Below are 17,115 nucleotides of genomic sequence, written 5' to 3' on the forward strand. Positions count from 1 at the left end.
GCGTTCGGGGCCGGACTCAGCGGTGCGGCGGGGTCGGGTAGCCGATCTCGGGGTCGCAGTTGAGGAAGGCGCTCGGGATGCACAGCGGCCCCTGGATGAGGTTGAGCGAGTTGCCGGGCCCGGAGATGGACGCGGTGAGCAGCGCGTCGACGTCGTCGCCGTGGGCGGTGCAGCCGGTGAACGGCGGGATGGTGAGCTCGTCCTGGTAGAGCGGGCCGCCGCTGATCTCGTTGTAGTCGGTGGGCTTGATGACACCGCCGCCCCCGGCGGTGTTGCTCAGGTCGATGCCGAGCAGCTTGATGTCCAGCGGCTCGACGGTGCGGCAGTCGGGCCCGACGTCGAGCGGGGTGCCGTTGACCTCGATGTGGCTCAGGCGCAGTTGGAGCTTGCCGTAGACGGTGGTCGTGGTGACGTAGTCGTCGCCGCTGCTGCCGACGATGACCAGGGTGAGCGGGCCGACCTGGGTGAGCGTCATGACGGCGGAGGTCGGCATGAAGCCGAACGTCAGGAAGGTGGAGGGGCCGGGCGGCAGTTGCATGGTGGCCACGGAGTCGAACTCGCTGTAGAGGGAGCCGTCCTCCTGGAAGCCGATCCAGGTGCCCGTCTGCGTCACGTTGGTGAGGGCCGGATGGTGGTTCAGGTCGTTGACGACGGAGGCGCCGCCGAGCTTGCCGACGTTGGACAGGCCGGTGAGGAAGGTGCATTCGGCCTGCCGGTCCTCCTTGGCGACCGGGATGAAGAAGGAGCCGGGCGGGCGCGGCAGCGAGTCCAGGAGGTCCTGGTCGGGGTCGTCGGTGGGCGGCGGCGGGCAGGTGTCGATGCCGGAGTGCGGGGGTTCGGCCAGGGCGATGGTGCCGTGCCGGGTGGTGGGCCCGGTCCCGGTGGTGCCGCCCGGGGCGCCGGGCGCGGCCGGCGTGCTGCCGGTGGGCGCGGGGGCCGCGGGGCTCGCGGCCGGGGTGACGGTGACCTCGCCGAGGGTGGTGGCCTGGCCCGGCTCGGGCGTGCAGGCGGCGGTGAGGCCGCCGGTGCCGGCGGCGGGGACGGCGAGGCCGGCCGCGGTACGGGCGGTGCGCTCGGCGGCGGCGGTGACGGCGGGGCGGGCGGCTGCGGCGGTGGTCGCGGCGCCCTCCGGCGTCCCGGTGCCGTCCGGCGTGCCGCCGGGGGCCCCGGGCTCAGCGGTCGGCGTCGGGGTGTCCGGCGGGGTCGTGGCGTCGCCGGCGGCGTGGACGGCCAGGTCCAGCCGCCCGGCGTCGAAGCGGACGGTGCCCGGCGCGGTGACGCTGAGCGCGCCGGCCTCGCCGGTGAAGGTCAGGTCCAGGCCGTGCGCGGCGGGCGTGGCGGCGGCCCGCAGGCCGGGCCAGAGCGCGTCGGCGGTGGAGCCGCCCTGCGTGACGCGGGCGGTGAGCGACGCCTCGGCGGTGGCCGAGGTCGCGCCCGCGGGCAGGACCGCGCCGGCGGCGTCCGCGTCCAGGGCGACCTCGACGGTGAGCGGGCCGGGCTGGATACGGGCGCCGACCGCGCCGGTCGCGGGGTAGCGCTGGTGGACGGTGACGGCGGCCTCCACGGTCACCGGGGCGCCGGCGGAGGGCGCGGGCCCGGCGGTGGGCGTCGGGGAGTCGGTCGTGCCGGCGGCCGGCCCGGTGCCGTCGCCCGTCGAGAACGCGCAGGTGTAAGCCAGTGCGACCGCGCCACCCGGGCCCGAGGCCGCGGAGGGCGTGCCGGGCAGTATCCCGGCCAGTACGGCGACCGACGCCGTGGCGGCCGTCAGCGCCGCCCGGCGCGGGTTCACGGCACCTCGCATCGACTGTGACTCCTCTGGGTGGCGCGTCGGCGACGCACGGACATTACGAGCGGGTAATAAGACCGTTCAAGTGATCGACCGGGGCGATTTCGGCGAGCCCGCCGAGGGGCGCTTTTCTTGTCAACCGGTGACAATCCGGCCGCCCGTTCTTGTCGCCGGGTGAGTGCCGGCGCCGCGGCGGGCGGGGACGGCGAACCCCGGCGGGAAGGGTGCCCGCCGGGGTTCGGTGGTACGGGGCCGGCCTCAGGTCGCGTTGACGGCGAGGGTGGCCGGGGTGACGACGTAGTTGGCGTTGTAGACGACCGCGTCGCCGTTGTTGATCAGCCCCAGGCACAGCCCGCTGACGCCGGAGACGGTCAGGCTGCCGGCGTTGATGGCCAGCGTGTGCGTGGAGTTGGTGTACGTGCCGGTGACCGCGCCGGTGACGGTGGCGTTGCACGCGCCGGTGAGCGAGGCGTTGACGCCGGTGATGGAGCCGGGGGTGACGTCCCCGGTGGAGTCGGTGGCGCCGGTGGCGTTCAGGCTCCACGGGGTGGCGTTGGCGGTCACCGAGAAGCCGATGCCGCTGATCGTGCACTGGTTCCACTTCAGGGTGGTCAGCGAGGCGACCGAGATCGCGTTGGGCGCGCCGGCGGTGTAGGTGCCGTTCTTGGCGATGCCGGAGGCCGTGGCGGAGGCGCAGGTGAGCTTGACCTTGGTCTTGCTGTCGGTCAGCGTCGGGCCGGTGGCGGTGGCCGAGAAGGATCCGTCGGAGTTGGTGTTGCCGCTGACCGTCGCGGTGTTGACGGTGGCGAAGGCCGGGGCCGCGGCGAGCGCGACGGCCGCGACGATCGCCGCGCCCGTGGCCGCCGTACCGGTGAACGCCCTGGTGAGCTTGCGCATGGGCTGATTCCTTCCGTGATACCGAGGAGTTCGACGTACCTGATAAACCGAAACCGCGCATGCGCGCCGCGGCGCACGTGGGGGGCGGAATTCGGCTGCGACTGCTACCTGGAACGTGGGGCACCGATTCCCTCGGGTGCCCTTGCAGGGCTGGACGTTACGCACGGGTAACCGAGGGGCGCAACAATCGCGTCCAAGATTCCGCTTGGGACGCTACCGCCGGGTAATTTTCTGTCACCGCGGCAACATTGCAGCCCCGGCTTTTGTCGGCGAGTGAGCATTCGCCCGCCCCGGCCCGCCGCCCGGCGGCCCGGTCCCCGCCCGGCTGACAACGTCGGCCCACCGGCGGGGCTGCGCGCCTTGCACATTTGGTCTATGTTGCAGCGAGGCCACCGACGCGATGAGGCGGTACGGGAGGGGGTGCGGGATGTCCGTCATGCGGCAGATCCCGGATCAAGGGGAGATCGCGGGTCCCATACCCCGGGAGTTCGCCGCCGTCATGCGCCCGGAACTGCCGAGCCTTTTAAAAGAGATGGCGGCTGAAATCGTCGCCGCGATCCCCGAATACGGGCATCTCCTGGAAGGCCCGAACAGCAAGGTCATCCGCTTCGGCATCGAGCAGAGCATCGCCAGTTTCGTGGACCGGGTGGCCGCCCCCACCGCGACCACCTCGGCGCGCGACGACCTGTGCCGGCGCTTCGGCCGCTACGAGGCGTACGAGGGCCGGAGCCTGGACAACCTCCAGGCCGCCTACCGGATCGGCTGCCAGGTGGCGCTGCGCCGGGTGCGCGCGGTCGGCCGCCGCTACAACCTGTCGGCGTCCTTCATGCTCACCTTCGCCGACGCGCTGTTCGCGTACATGGGCGATCTGGCCGAGCTCTCCCGCGAGGGCTACGTGCAGGCGCTCGCCGAGCTCGGCGAGGAGCCGGACAACCGGCGCCGGCGGCTGCTGCGCCGGATCCTCGGCGGCACCGCGGTGGCCCGCAGCGCGCTGGCCGAACTCGCCGAGCACTGCGCGTGGCGGTTACCGGACGAGGTGACCATGGTGGCGCTCGCCCCGGGCACCCGGCCGCGGCGGCAGGCGCTGGACGCCGACATGCTCGCGGACTTCGCCGACCCCGAGCCGCATCTGCTGGTGCCGGGGCCGCTGACCGGGGAGCGCCGGGCGTGCCTGGACGAGGCGCTGGGCGGCTGCCGGGCCGCGGTGGGGCTCACCACCGGGCTCGGTGAGGCGGCGGACTCGCTGCGCTGGGCGCGGCAGACGCTGTCGCTGGCCGGCAGCGGGGCGGTGGCGGGCGGGCAGTTGCTGCTGTGCGAGGACCATCTGCTGCCGCTGTGGCTGCTGGGCGACCCGGCGCTGGCCGACCAGATGGCCGCCCGCTACCTCGCGCCGCTGGCCGCGCTGACCCCGGCGCAGCAGGCCCGGCTGGTCGACACGCTGCGGATCTGGCTGACGACCCGGGGCACCGCGGCGCAGATCGCCGAGCAGCTGGGCGTCCACCCGCAGACGGTGCGCTACCGGATGCGCATCCTGGAGCGCGCCTTCGGCGAGCAGCTGACCCGTCCCGACGAGCGGTTCGCCACCGAGATCGCGTTACGGGCGCTGCACCTGCGCGACGGCGGCGGTGACGGCGCCCGCTCCCCGCGGCGCAAGGCGGCGGGCGGCGGCACCCCCCAGAAGCGCCGCCGCCCGCCGTCGCATGCCGGCTCCGGCCACGAGGCGTAGGCCCTACGAGGCGTACGCCTGACGGAGCCCGGACCCTACGGGGCGTACGCCTCCAGCTCGGACAACTGGCCCGCGGGCCAACCGGTGTTGCCGGTGAAGGTCAGCCGCAGGTAGCGGACGCTCGGCGAACCCAGCGTGATGGTCGCGGTGTTGCCGCTGGAGGGGTTGAACGTGTAGCCGGCCGACGACTTCAGCGTGCTCCAGGAGGAGTTGTCCGTGGAGCCCAGCACCGACAGCGTCTCGGTACGGGTCGCCCACGCGCTGGCCGGCGGCAGCTTGAGCACGAGCCGGCCCACCTTCTGCGCCGAGCCGAGGTCGACGGTCAGCGACTGCGGGAAGGCGTTGTTGGTGCTCTCCCAGTACGTGTTGGCGTTGCCGTCGACCGCGTTGCCCGCGGTGTAGACGTCGGCGTGGCCGGTGTCGCTCGCCGGGCGGCCCAGCGCGAGGTTGCCGCTCGCCGGGGGCGGGGTCGTACCGCCCGTGCCGCCGCCGGTGGTGCTGCCGCCGCTGGTGCCGGGACCGCTGCCGGGCTGCGGCCAGGTGCTGCAGTTGCCCCACACGCCGTCCCAACCGCTGTTGCCGGAGCCCTTGTTGATGCTGAAGGCGGGCAGGTTCGCCGGGTAGGAGCAGTTGTAGACGCCGGTGGCGCCGGTGTTGGTGGCGGTGACGTTGCTGAAGGACGCCGAGCCGGGCGTCTCGGCCTGCACCACGACGGTGCCGGTGCCGCTCGCGGTCGCGCCGCTGACCGTCACGCCGGAGACGGTATAGCCGTGGCCGCCGCCGGAGACGAACTCGAAGTCGCTGTACGGGCTGTCGATGAAGCTGGTGTTGCTGATCCGGATGTCGTTGCTGATGGCGTAGTCGTAGGAGTCCACGCGCAACGCGCCCATCGGGTGGCCCCAGTTGGGGTTGAGGGCGCCGGTGCGGATGAGGGTGTTGCCGGAGACGGTGACCGTACCGGACAGCGGGTTGAAGGGCTGCAGGAAGGCCTGGTTGGAGATGGCGATACCGCTGCCGAGCGCGTTGGTGTCGGCGATCACGTTGTTGGAGGCGGTGTTGTTGCTGCCGCCGTAGATCGCGATGCCGTTGGCGAGGTTGGGCTGCACGATGGTGTTGCCGGTGAAGGTGTTGCCGGTGTCGGGCGAGCCGAGCGACCACATGGCGAGCGAGTCGTCGCCCTGGTTGCGCAGGAAGTTGTTCTTGACGGTGACGTTGTGGGCGCTGCCGTCGAGGTTGAGGCCGTCGGCGGTGGTGCCGATGATGCGGCTGTTCTGCACCACGAGGTTGTCGTTGTTGCCGGTCAGCCACAGGCCGACCTTCTCGCGCTGGATCCACATGCCGGACACCACGGAGTTGGGGCCGAGGCTGCCGGTGACGAAGTTGTCGGGCGAGTTGTCGTTGCGGACGCTGACGTCGCCGAAGACGGCGAAGTCGTAGAGCTTGGTGTTGCCGCCCGCCGAGGTCTGGTCGATGAAGTGCGAACTGCGCACGACGGAGTACCAGTTGCCGGCGCCGCGCAGGGTCACGCCGTCGGCCGGGATCTGCGAGGTGACCCGGAAGGTGCCCGGCGGGATCCAGACCTCCTTGCCCTGTGCCTTGGCGTCGGATATCGCCTGCCGGAAGGCCTGGGTGGAGTCGCCGTTGCCGCTGGCGTCGGCGCCGTCGCTGACGACCGAGACGGAGTTCGCGGGCTGGGTGGCGGCGCCCGCGACCTGCTCGAAGTCCGCGACGTCGACGGTGGCGCTGCCGGTGTCGCCCGCGTCCAGCTGGAGCTTGACCTTGCCGCCGGCGGCGACGTTCTGGCCGAGCAGCAGCCGTGAGTCGTCGAAGTAGTGGTGCGTCTTGGAGCCGGCGATCCAGCCGGTGTCGACGTAGGAATACTGCGAGGTGACCGCGAGCTTCCCGGAGATCTTGGCGCCGTTGACGTACACCGAGATGGTGCCGGAGGCGCCGCGCGGCAGGTTGACAGCGACATCGACGGCGTTGGCGGCCTTGCTGAGGGTGAACTCGACGTACTTGCCCTGGCCGCTGAGGGTGACCGCGCGGCGCCCCGATGCCTCGGAGGCGACCGTTGACTGGGTGTAGTCGGGGCCGAGCTGGCTGCCGTTGGTGGCCGCGGACTCGGCTTCGTACTCGGTGAACGGTACGGTGGCACCGCCGCTGACCGCGAACGGCGAGACGGCCTGCGCGGTGGGGGCGGCGCTGGCCTGCGGGACGAGGGCGGTGACGGCGAGTCCGCCGGCGGCGAGTGCCGCCGCGGTGGCGGCGCCGAGCCACCTGCTGCTGTGACGACTGGTGTCCATGCGGTGGGGGGTTCCCTTCGTACGGGAGTCGCTGGTGTGACGCCCGACACCCTAGGGACGTCGACGAGGTACAGCAATATGTCGACCAGGTTTCGCAAAATTTGGATGACTTGCAGAGATTCCGCAAAATCACCGCAAGAATCTTGCGCCTCCTGTACTAGAATCGACGCCATGACACGACGACTTGCCGAGGTGGCAAAGAAGGTCGGGGTGAGCGAGGCCACCGTCAGCCGGGTGCTGAACGGAAAGCCCGGCGTCTCCGACGCGACCCGGGCCGCGGTCCTCACCGCTCTCGACGTGCTCGGATACGAACGGCCCACCCAGCTGCGCGGGGAACGCGCCCGGCTGGTCGGCATGGTCATGCCCGAGCTGCAGAACCCGATCTTCCCCGCTTTCGCGGAGGTGGTCGGTGGCGCGCTGGCCCAGCAGGGCTTCACGCCGGTGCTGTGCACCCAGACCGCGGGCGGCGTGTCCGAGGCCGACTACGTGGAGTTGCTGCTCCAGCAGCATGTGTCCGGGGTGGTCTTCTTCGGCGGGCTGTACGCCCAGGCCGAGTCGCCGCACGACCACTACGCACGGCTCGCCGAGCGCAACCTGCCGACCGTGCTGATGAACGCGGCGATCGACCATCTGGACTTCCCCCGGGTCTCCTGCGACGACGCGGTGGCGGTCGAGCAGGCGATGAACCACCTGATGTCGCTCGGCCACCAGCGCATCGCGCTGGTGCTGGGCCCGCCGGACCACGTGCCCTCGCGCCGCAAGCTCGCCGCCGCCCGCCGGGTGGACCCCTCGGTGACGGTGGAGCACGCGCTGTTCACCCTGGAGGGCGGCCAGGCCGCCGCGAGCCGGCTGCTGGCCCGCGGCATCACCGCCTTCATCTGCGCCTCCGACCTGCTGGCGCTCGGCACGATCCGGGCCGCCCGGCGGCGCCGGCTGTCGGTGCCGGAGGACGTGTCGGTCATCGGCTACGACGACTCCTCGCTGATGAACTGCACCGAGCCGCCGCTGACCACGGTGCGGCAGCCCATCGAGGCGATGGGCCGGGCCGCGGTCGACCTGCTGGCCGGCGAGATCAGCGGCGCCTCGGTCGACCACGACGAGCTGTTCTTCGAGCCGGAACTGGTGGTGCGCGGCTCCACCGGCCCGGCCCCGCACCCGGCCCGCATCCCGCACCCGGAGGCGCGTACGAACGCCTAGCCGCCCCTGGCCGCCGTACCGGCCGTGCAGGGCCCGCAAACGCGGTCCCAGGCAGCGAGCGCGCAGCTCAGCGCACCGGGCTCCGGTGTGCCGGATCTGCGCGCTCTGCCGTCTCCGCTGCGTGACGTGCTCACCAGGCTTCGTAACCAAGTCGTGTCTTTGCGAAATTCGCGCGACATCTTGCGGACATCTATCGGGTTAAGTACGTTGAGCCAACCCGAGACGGTCGCGCTGCACCTGCGCCGGACATCATGTGCATCATGCGCCGCGGGGGTCCCGATCGCAGTCCAACGACGCGCAGTGGTTCAGGGGAAGGGTTTGATCATGAGCAGAATCCGCTACCGCAGACTGGTGGCATTCGCGCTGGTCGCAGGCATCGGATTGACGAGCGCCGCGTGCTCCGACAGCAACGACAAGAAGGACGACGGCGGCAGCAAGACCAGCAGCAACGCCAGCGCCGGTACGCCCTTGGACCCCAACACCAAGGTGACGATCAGCGTCGACTGCATGCCGCCCACCACCAAGAAGCCCGAGCGCAAGCAGTGGCTGGACGACATCGCGGAGTTCCACAAGACGTACCCGAACGTGACGATCAACAGCAAGGACGCGTTCCCCTGCGAGGAGACGGACAAGTTCACCGCCCAGCTCCAGGGCGGGTCCGAGACCGACGCGTTCTACAGCTACGTCACCGACCTCCAGCAGGTCCTCGACGCCGGCCAGGCCGCCGACATCACCGACTACGTCAACGACAAGACGGTGCCCAACCTCAAGGACATCGACCCGGGCGTCCTGGACATCCTCAAGGACAACGGGCGGCTGTACGGCCTGCCGACCACCAACTACTCGATGGGCCTGATCTACAACCGCAAGATCTTCCAGGAGGCCGGCCTCGACCCGAACAAGCCGCCGACGACCTGGGACGAGATCCGCGCCGACGCCAAGACCATCCAGGACAAGCTCGGCAGCAAGGGCATCCACGGCTTCTTCGAGTACGGCGCCGGCAACCAGGGCGGCTGGCACCTGACCTCCGCGCTCTACGGCGCCGGCAACACCGTGGTCAGCGACGACGGCTCCAAGGCGACCTTCAACGGCCCCGAGGCCAAGTCGATCCTGCAGACCATCCACGACATGCGGTGGGTCGACAACAGCATGCCGCAGAGCGCCGGCAAGGAGTGGGGCGAGAGCCAGAAGGCGATGGGCGCCGGCCAGATCGGCATGTACCTCGCGGCTCCCGACGACATCCAGCTCATGGTCCAGCAGTACGGCGCCAACTTCGACGACCTCGGCATGGCGCCGATCCCCGGCGGCAAGACCTCGCTGATGGGCGGCAACGACTACTTCTTCAAGAAGTCGGACACCCCCGACCAGATCAAGGCCGGCATCGCCTGGATCAACTTCAAGTTCCTGACCCTGAAGAAGGGCCAGTTCAACTACGCGCGCAACAAGGCCGACGGCATCCCGGTCGGCCTGCCTCAGCCCTTCTTCTTCACCGGCCAGTCCAAGGCGACCGACACCGCGGACAAGACGCAGTACGCGACCGTGCCGGTCGAGAACTACAAGTCCTACGTGGACGCGCAGGTGCCGGTGAAGGGTGAGCCGCCGAACGCGCAGAAGCTCTACACCGTCCTGGACACCGTGATGTCCGGTGTGCTCAGCAACAAGAGCGCCAACGTCGACAAGCTGCTCTCCGACGCCGAGACGCAGGCGAACCAGCTGCTGGCCGCGAGCCAGTAACAGCGCAAGCCCCCGGGGGGCCGGTCGGCGACCGGCCCCCCGCGGCGCGACACCGCACCGCACGCGCCGCACGCACCGCACCGCGCCACACAGCGCATCACGCAACGCTTCCAGCCGAGGAGCTTCCATGGCGGCGACGACCGTCCCCGACAAGACAACACGGCGCCACGCCGGGCGCGGCACCGCCGGCCCCAAAGCCGCAGGCGGCCGGGGCGGCCTCAGCCGCAAGCTGACCCACAACCTCCAGGCCTACGGCTTCCTGATCGGCGCGATCATCTGCTTCGGGCTCTTCTCGTGGTACCCGATGGTCCGCGAGTTCATCATGAGCTTCCAGCAGACCAAGCGCGGGGTGACCAGCTGGGTCGGCTTCCACAACATCAAGACGGTCTACCACGACCCGTATTTCTGGACGGCCTGGAAGAACACCGGGCTGTTCACGCTCTACGCGCTCGTCATCGGATTCGCGGTGCCTTTCCTGGTCGCGATCCTGCTCAACGAACTGCGGCACGCGCGGGCCTACCTGCGGGTCCTGGTCTATCTGCCGGTGATGCTCCCGCCGGTCGCCGGGGCGCTGCTCTTCAAGTACTTCTACAACCCGGAATACGGCCTCTTCAACCGCATTCTGAAATTCTTCCACCTGCCCACGTCGCAATGGCTGGACTCCTCGCACACCGCGCTGATCTCGGTGGTGATCGCGGCCACCTGGATGAGCATGGGCAGCGCCACCCTGATCTACCTCGCGGCGCTGCAGAACATCCCCGGTGAGCTGTACGAGGCCGCCGACCTGGACGGCGCGGGCCTGTGGAGCAAGATCTGGCACGTGACGATCCCGCAGACCCGGCTGGTGCTGTCGCTCATGCTGCTGCTGCAGATCGTGGCGACGATGCAGGAATTCACCAACGTGTTCCTGATGGCCGGCGGAAACGGCCCGGAGAACTCCACGATGACGGTCGTCTACATGGTCTACCAGTACGGCTACCGCTACAACAACTTCGGCGGCGCCGCGGCGCTCGGCCTCTTCCTGCTCCTGGTACTGGTCGGGTTCTCCGGTCTGTACGCACGGCTCAACCGGAACAGCGACTAGGACGGATCACACGTCATGGCAGAGTTCACTCCGCAGAACCGGACGCTGATATCGTCCGCGGCACTGGCCAGGCCGCGCGGCAAGCGCATCTACTGGACCGTGCTGACCGTGGTGATCGTGGTCTTCACCCTGGTCTTCGTCGGGCCGCTGTACTGGATGATCACCAGCGGCTTCAAATCCGTGCACGAGGTCGTGCAGAATCCGCCGACGCTCTTCCCGCACGACCCGCAGCCGTCGAACTACCACACCGCCTGGACGCAGCTGAAGCTCGCCAAGCTGCTGTGGAACACCTTCTACTACGCGTTCGGCGCGCTGGCCTTCCAGCTGGTCTTCGACGTGACGGCCGCCTACGCGCTGTCCAAGCTGCGGCCGGTGCTGGGCAACGTGGTGCTCGGCGCGATGCTCGCGACGCTGATGATCCCGTCGGCGGTGCTGATCATCCCGCAGTACATGACCGTGCTCGACCTGCCGCTGCTGCACGTCAACCTGATCAACCACCCGTGGGCGATCTGGCTGCCGACGGTCGCGAACGGCTTCAACATCTTCCTGCTCAAGCGGTTCTTCGACTCGATCCCCAACGACCTGATGGCGGCTGCCGCCATCGACGGGGCCGGGCCGACCCGCACCCTGCTGTCCATCGTGCTGCCGATGTCCCGGCCGATCCTGGGCGTCGTGTCGATCTTCGCGGTGGTCAACGTCTGGAAGGACTTCCTCTGGCCGATGCTGGTGGAGCCCGACCCGACCAAGCAGCCGATCAACATCGGCATCAACTCGCTGTCCCAGGGCGTACCGGAGAACGTGCTCATCGCCGCGCTCGCCATCTCCGCGCTGCCGACCCTGCTGATCTTCCTGCTCTTCCAGCGCAACATCATGTCCGGCCTGACCGCCGGCAGCCTCAAGGGCTGACCGGCCGCAGGAGGCCGCCCAGCCCGCCGTAACGCTCCACCCCACAGCACTCCGCCGCCGGCCCTCATGGCCCCCCTGAATGTCAAAAGCCCCATCCATTCTGGGCCGGCGGCGGGGTCCCACCTGCCCGAAAGGACGTTGACGTGGCAGACACCCCTCAGCCCGAGGCCGACGAGAACTGGTGGCGCGGCGCGGTCATCTACCAGGTCTACCCGCGGAGCTTCGCCGACAGCAACGGGGACGGGACCGGTGATCTCGCCGGCGTGCGGTCCCGGCTGCCGTACCTGGCCGAGCTGGGCGTCAACGCTCTGTGGTTCTGCCCGTGGTATCCCTCGCCGATGGCCGACGGCGGCTACGACGTCGCCGACTACCGGGACGTCGAGCCGGTCTTCGGCACCCTCGCCGAGGCCGAGAAGCTGATCTCCGAGGCCCTCGCGCTCGGCATCAGGACCATCATCGACATCGTGCCGAACCACATCTCGGCCGCCCACCCGTGGTTCCGCGAGGCGCTGGCGGCCGGGCCCGGCTCGCCCGCGCGCGAGCGGTTCTGGTTCCGCCCCGGCCGCGGCGAGCACGGCGAGCTGCCGCCCAACAACTGGCCCTCGCAGTTCGGCGGCCCGGCCTGGACCAGGACCACCGACCCGGACGGCACGCCCGGCGACTGGTTCCTCAACCTCTTCGACTCCGAGCAGCCCGACCTCAACTGGAACCACCCCGACGTGCGGGCCGAGCACGAGGACATCCTGCGGTTCTGGTTCGACCGCGGCGCCGGCGGGGTGCGGATCGACTCCGCCGCGATGGTCATGAAGGACCCGGCCCTGCCCGACCTCACCGACGAGCCGGGCGTCCCGCACCCGTACATCGACCGCGACGAGCTGCACGAGGTCTACCGCGGCTGGCGCGCCATCGCCGACTCCTACCCCGGCGCGCGGATCCTGGTCGGCGAGGTGTGGCTGCCGGACGCCGAGCGCTTCGCGCGCTACCTGCGCCCGGACGAGATGCACACCGCGTTCAACTTCGACTTCCTGGCGTGCCCGTGGGAGGCCGACCGGCTGCGCACCTCGATCGACGTCACGCTCGCCGCGCACGCGCCGGTCAGCGCGCCGGCCACCTGGGTGCTGTGCAACCACGACGTGACGCGTACGGTGACCCGCTACGGGCGGGCCGACACCGGCTTCGACTTCGCCACGAAGGCGTTCGGCATCCCGACCGACCTGGAGCTCGGCACCCGGCGGGCCCGGGCCGCGGCCCTGCTCACCCTCGCGCTGCCCGGCTCGGTCTACCTCTACCAGGGCGAGGAGCTGGGGCTGCCCGAGGTCGAGGACATCCCGCTGGACAAGCTCCAGGACCCGATGTACCTGCGCTCGGGCGACACCAACCCCGGGCGGGACGGCTGCCGGGTGCCGCTGCCGTGGAGCGGCGAGGCGCCGCCCTTCGGCTTCAGCCCCGCGGGCGCCGCCGCCGAGCCGTGGCTTCCGCAGCCGGCGGACTGGGCCGCCCGTACGGCCGAGGCGCAGGCCGCCGACCCGGACTCCATGCTCACCCTCTACCGCGCGGCCCTCCGGCTGCGCCGCGCCGAGCCGGGTCTGGGCGACGGCACGTTCGCCTGGCTGGAGTCCGCCCCCGGCGTCCTGACCTTCCGCCGCTCCCCGGACTTCGTCTTCACCCTCAACCTGGCCGAAGAACCGGCGGAGCTGCCCCCTCACACGCAGATCCTGCTGACCAGCGCCCCCCTCACCGCCGGCCGCCTCCCCGCGGACACGGCAGCCTGGCTGCGGGGCTGATCCCACGCCTGGGGGGACCACACCAGGGGCGCGGGGAACTGCGCGCGCGGCAGCGCAACCGCGCCCCTGTGACCCTCAAGACAGCGCATCTCGTCGAGGTGACGATTACACTGAGGCCGTGCCTCAACTACGACTCGCCCTCAACCAGATCGACTCGACCGTCGGAGACATCGCCGGGAACGCCGACTCGATCCTCCGGTGGACCCGGCACGCTGCCGGCCAGGGAGCCCACCTCGTCGCCTTCCCGGAGATGATGCTCACCGGCTACCCGGTGGAGGACCTGGCCCTGCGGTCGTCCTTCGTCGAGGCGAGCCGCGCCGCGCTCGCGGACCTGGCGCAGCGGCTCGCCGCCGAGGGGCTGGGCGAGCTGCCGGTCGTCGTGGGCTACCTGGGCCGCAGCGAGAACGCGCGGCCCACCCTCGGCCAGCCCGCGGGCGCCCCGCAGAACTGCGCGGCGGTGCTGCACCGCGGCGAGGTCGCGCTGCGCTTCGCCAAGCACCACCTGCCGAACTACGGCGTCTTCGACGAGTTCCGCTACTTCGTGCAGGGCGACACCATGCCCGTCATCCGGGTCCGCGGGGTGGACGTCGCGCTCGCGATCTGCGAGGACCTGTGGCAGGAGGGCGGCCGGGTGCCGGCCGCGCGTTCCGCGGGGGCCGGCCTGCTGCTGTCGGTCAACGCCTCGCCGTACGAGCGGGACAAGGACGACACGCGGCTGGAGCTGGTGCGCAAGCGGGCCCGCCAGGCGGGCTGCACGACCGCGTATCTGGCGATGGTCGGCGCGCAGGACGAGCTGGTCTTCGACGGCGACACCATCGTGTGCTCGGCCGAGGGCGATGTCATCGCGCGGGCCCCGCAGTTCACCGAGCAGTGCGTGGTGCTGGACCTGGACCTGCCGGCCGCCGCGCCGCAGCCGGCGTCCGGTGTCGTGGACGACGGCCTGCGCGTGCAGCACGTCACGCTGTCGCAGGAGCCGGTCGAGCCGTACCCGCCGCAGTTCACCGGCGAGATCGCCGAGCCGCTGGAGGACGACGCCGAGGTCTACGGCGCGCTGGTGACGGGCCTGCGCGCGTACGTGGAGAAGAACGGCTTCCGCTCGGTGCTGATCGGGCTGTCCGGCGGTATCGACTCCGCGCTCGTGGCGGCCATCGCGTGCGACGCGGTCGGCGCCGCGAACGTCTACGGCGTGTCGATGCCGTCTGCGTACTCCTCCGAGCACTCCCGGGACGACGCGGCCGACCTCGCGCACCGCACGGGGCTGAACTTCCGCACCGTGCCGATCGCGCCGATGTTCGACGCGTACATGGACGCGCTGAAGCTCACCGGGCTCGCGGAGGAGAACCTGCAGTCGCGGCTGCGCGGGGTGACGCTGATGGCGATCTCCAACCAGGAGGGCCACATCGTGCTCGCGCCGGGCAACAAGAGCGAGCTGGCGGTGGGGTATTCGACGCTGTACGGCGACTCGGTCGGCGCGTACGGGCCGATCAAGGACGTCTACAAGACGACGGTCTTCCGGCTCGCGCGCTGGCGCAACGCCGCGGCGGCGGCCAAGGGCGAGACGCCGCCGATCCCGGAGAACTCGATCAGCAAGCCGCCGAGCGCGGAGCTGCGCCCCGGGCAGGTCGACACCGACTCGCTGCCGGACTACGACGTGCTGGACCGGGTGCTGGAGCTGTACGTGGACCGCGACCAGGGCCGCGAGGCGATCGTCGCGGCGGGCTACGACCCGGAGTTGGTCACCCGGATCCTGAAGCTGACCGACACCGCGGAGTACAAGCGGCGGCAGTATCCGCCGGGCACGAAGATCTCCGCGAAGGGCTTCGGCAAGGACCGCCGGCTGCCCATCACCGACCGCTGGCGCGAGGGCGAGTGAGCGGCTAGCTGCCGGCGGGCAGTTGGAGGCGGGCGGCGACCGGGAGGTGGTCGCTGCCCGTGCGGGGCAGGGTCCACGAGGAGCGCGGTTCCGCGCCCTTGACCATGATCTGGTCGATCCGCGCCATCGGCCAGTTCGCCGGCCAGCTGAAGCCCATGCCGTTGCCGGCGGCGCCCTGCGTGGAGCGCATCTGCGAGGTCACCGACGCCAACGACCGGTCGTTCATGGTGCCGTTGAGGTCGCCGAGCAGCACCACGCTGTGCAGCGGCTCGGCGACGATGGCCTGGCCGAGCGCCTCGGCGGCGTTGTCGCGCTGCCCCGCGGTGAAGCCGGCGTCGAACTTGACGCGTACGGACGGCAGATGGGCCACGTACACGGCGACCGTCCCGTCCGGTGTGCGCACCGCGGCGCGCATCGCCCGGGTCCACCCCATGCGGATGTCCACCGGACGCACCCCGCTGAGCGGGTACTTGCTCCACAGCCCCACCGTGCCCTGCACCGAGTGGTACGGATAGCTCGCCGCGAGGTCCTTGACGTAGCGCGGCGCCTGGTTCTCGGCCAGCTCCTCCAGCGCGACGATGTCGGCACCGGCCTTGGCCACGTCCCGCGCGGTGCCGTCGGGGTCGGCGTTCTGGGCGTTGACGTTGTGGGTCAGTACGGTCAGGTCGCCGCCGGAGTGCGACTTGTCGGTGAGCTGGCCGCCGAACAGGTTCAGCCACACCGTCACCGGCAGCACCAGCGCGATGAGCGCGGTGGTGGAGCGGCGCAGCAGCGCGACGACGAGGAGCACCGGCAGGACCAGGCCCAGCCACGGCAGGAACGTCTCGGTCAGGCTGCCGAGGTTGCCGATCCGGTTGGGGATGTGGGAGTGGAAGAACAGCACGCCGGTGAGCAGCACGCACACCGCGGCGGTGACGATGCCGCGCCGCCACATCCCGGCCGGCCGCCACCACCGCGTGAACCGCCGGGCGGCCCGTTCGATCCTTCCGCCGCCTGCCGCGGGCGCGGCTTCCTCCCGCGCCGCCCCGCCGCTCGCCGTGGCGTCCGTGCCGCTGTGCGCCTGCGTCATTCGGAACCTCGCTGTGCCTTGCCGGGTGCTGTGCCGACCTTAGGCGATCGGCATGTGAAGCGACGGCCCCGACCTCCCCGCGGGTTCCGCTTCGTCCCCTCTCGTGACGAAACCCGGACTTCGTGGTCCCCAGGCCGTCTTATGGCTCCGCCGGCCCGGCTGACGGCGCGATGCCGTTCAGGATGAGGTCCACCACCCGCTCCGAGATGCCCTCGTCCAGCGACGCGCCCTGCCGGAAGGTGGTCCGCGACAGCATCGTGCCGGTCACGAAGTCGATGAGCAGCTCCATGTCGGCGCCCAGTTCCGGGCGTACCGCGCCGATGGCCATGCCGTGTTCCAGCAGCCGGGCGAGCGCCGCGCGCCGCTTGGCGATGACGGTGTCGTGGTACGCCTTCCACAGCTCGGGGCTGTTCTGCATCTGCCCCAGCATGGTGCGCAGCATCGCCGACTCGCGCTTGGCCAGCCCCCGGCGCCGTATCGCCTCGACCGCGGTGAGCAGGTGGTCGCGGAAGCTGCCGGCGGTGAAGCGCGGCGGGGGCTCGAAGCAGTCGACCGCGGCGAGCACGTCGAGCAGCAGCGCGTCCTTGCCGTTCCAGCGGCGGTAGACGGTGGCCTTGCCGACGCCCGCGGCGCGCGCGATGCCCTCCATGGTGAGGTCGCCGAAGGTGGCGCCGTCGGCGATGAGCCGCAGCACCGTCTCGACGACCTTGCGGCCGACGGCCGCGTCGCGCGGGCGTCCGCGCGGCACGGCCGTGG

The 17,115-nt window shown here is 70.9% G+C and carries 12 protein-coding genes; 7 read left to right on the forward strand and 5 right to left on the reverse strand.

All coding sequences use genetic code 11. The annotated features are described in order from the left end of the window. Positions 1-16 precede the first annotated feature (16 nt). Both HCN08_RS14890 and HCN08_RS14895 read right to left on the reverse strand, forming a co-directional pair. The gene (locus tag HCN08_RS14890; protein ID WP_167983535.1) at positions 17-1,801 is read right to left on the reverse strand and encodes a hypothetical protein; all 1,785 of its coding nucleotides are present in this window, start codon (positions 1,799-1,801) and stop codon (positions 17-19) included. Positions 1,802-2,044: 243 nt separating this feature from the next. Continuing rightward, positions 2,045-2,683 (reverse strand): hypothetical protein, encoded by a 639-nt coding sequence (locus HCN08_RS14895; RefSeq protein WP_167983536.1) that lies wholly within the window; start codon positions 2,681-2,683, stop codon positions 2,045-2,047. Positions 2,684-3,110: 427 nt separating this feature from the next. Between HCN08_RS14895 and HCN08_RS14900 the strand changes: the two genes are divergently transcribed. After that, entirely contained in the window at positions 3,111-4,409 is a 1,299-nt protein-coding gene (locus HCN08_RS14900) for a helix-turn-helix domain-containing protein (protein ID WP_167983537.1), read from the forward strand. A gap of 35 nt (positions 4,410-4,444) precedes the next feature. Here the strand turns inward: HCN08_RS14900 and HCN08_RS14905 are convergent, their stop codons facing one another. Then, the gene (locus HCN08_RS14905; protein WP_167983538.1) at positions 4,445-6,712 is read right to left on the reverse strand and encodes a galactose-binding domain-containing protein; all 2,268 of its coding nucleotides are present in this window, start codon (positions 6,710-6,712) and stop codon (positions 4,445-4,447) included. Between the two features lie 171 nt (positions 6,713-6,883). On the opposite strand from HCN08_RS14905, the gene HCN08_RS14910 reads away from it, so the two are divergent. From HCN08_RS14910 to HCN08_RS14935, 6 genes are all read left to right on the forward strand, one after another. Continuing rightward, positions 6,884-7,909, forward strand: a complete 1,026-nt coding sequence (locus HCN08_RS14910; protein WP_031518284.1) for a LacI family DNA-binding transcriptional regulator — start codon at positions 6,884-6,886, stop codon at positions 7,907-7,909. Positions 7,910-8,233: 324 nt separating this feature from the next. Beyond that, positions 8,234-9,643 (forward strand): ABC transporter substrate-binding protein, encoded by a 1,410-nt coding sequence (locus HCN08_RS14915; RefSeq protein WP_167983539.1) that lies wholly within the window; start codon positions 8,234-8,236, stop codon positions 9,641-9,643. A gap of 127 nt (positions 9,644-9,770) precedes the next feature. Then, a complete protein-coding gene (locus HCN08_RS14920) occupies positions 9,771-10,727 on the forward strand; it encodes a carbohydrate ABC transporter permease (protein WP_167983540.1) in 957 nt (318 codons plus the stop codon). Between the two features lie 15 nt (positions 10,728-10,742). After that, the gene (locus tag HCN08_RS14925) at positions 10,743-11,633 is read left to right on the forward strand and encodes a carbohydrate ABC transporter permease (protein ID WP_167983541.1); all 891 of its coding nucleotides are present in this window, start codon (positions 10,743-10,745) and stop codon (positions 11,631-11,633) included. Between the two features lie 143 nt (positions 11,634-11,776). Then, positions 11,777-13,417, forward strand: coding sequence for a glycoside hydrolase family 13 protein (locus HCN08_RS14930; RefSeq protein ID WP_167983542.1), 1,641 nt, complete (start codon positions 11,777-11,779; stop codon positions 13,415-13,417). 118 nt (positions 13,418-13,535) lie between these two features. Then, positions 13,536-15,290, forward strand: coding sequence for an NAD+ synthase (locus tag HCN08_RS14935; protein ID WP_167983543.1), 1,755 nt, complete (start codon positions 13,536-13,538; stop codon positions 15,288-15,290). Positions 15,291-15,294: 4 nt separating this feature from the next. Here HCN08_RS14935 and HCN08_RS14940 read toward each other — a convergent pair whose 3' ends face one another. After that, positions 15,295-16,224, reverse strand: coding sequence for an endonuclease/exonuclease/phosphatase family protein (locus HCN08_RS14940; protein WP_407648778.1), 930 nt, complete (start codon positions 16,222-16,224; stop codon positions 15,295-15,297). 274 nt (positions 16,225-16,498) lie between these two features. Next, positions 16,499-17,107, reverse strand: a complete 609-nt coding sequence (locus tag HCN08_RS14945) for a TetR/AcrR family transcriptional regulator (protein ID WP_322974452.1) — start codon at positions 17,105-17,107, stop codon at positions 16,499-16,501. Positions 17,108-17,115 lie beyond the last annotated feature (8 nt).

Origin of the sequence: Actinacidiphila epipremni, from assembly GCF_012034175.1 — a bacterium.
GTDB classification, from domain to species: Bacteria; Actinomycetota; Actinomycetes; order Streptomycetales; family Streptomycetaceae; genus Actinacidiphila; species Actinacidiphila epipremni.

Excerpts from the sequence above, each read along its gene's own strand:
- HCN08_RS14920 (WP_167983540.1), top strand. The coding sequence starts at position 9,771 with ATGGCGGCGACGACCGTCCCCGACAAGACAACACGGCGCCACGCCGGG.
- HCN08_RS14905 (WP_167983538.1), bottom strand. The coding sequence starts at position 6,712 with ATGGACACCAGTCGTCACAGCAGCAGGTGGCTCGGCGCCGCCACCGCG.
- HCN08_RS14895 (WP_167983536.1), bottom strand. The coding sequence starts at position 2,683 with ATGCGCAAGCTCACCAGGGCGTTCACCGGTACGGCGGCCACGGGCGCG.
- HCN08_RS14940 (WP_407648778.1), bottom strand. The coding sequence starts at position 16,224 with ATGTGGCGGCGCGGCATCGTCACCGCCGCGGTGTGCGTGCTGCTCACC.
- HCN08_RS14915 (WP_167983539.1), top strand. The coding sequence starts at position 8,234 with ATGAGCAGAATCCGCTACCGCAGACTGGTGGCATTCGCGCTGGTCGCA.
- HCN08_RS14910 (WP_031518284.1), top strand. The coding sequence starts at position 6,884 with ATGACACGACGACTTGCCGAGGTGGCAAAGAAGGTCGGGGTGAGCGAG.
- HCN08_RS14890 (WP_167983535.1), bottom strand. The coding sequence starts at position 1,801 with ATGCGAGGTGCCGTGAACCCGCGCCGGGCGGCGCTGACGGCCGCCACG.
- HCN08_RS14925 (WP_167983541.1), top strand. The coding sequence starts at position 10,743 with ATGGCAGAGTTCACTCCGCAGAACCGGACGCTGATATCGTCCGCGGCA.
- HCN08_RS14900 (WP_167983537.1), top strand. The coding sequence starts at position 3,111 with ATGTCCGTCATGCGGCAGATCCCGGATCAAGGGGAGATCGCGGGTCCC.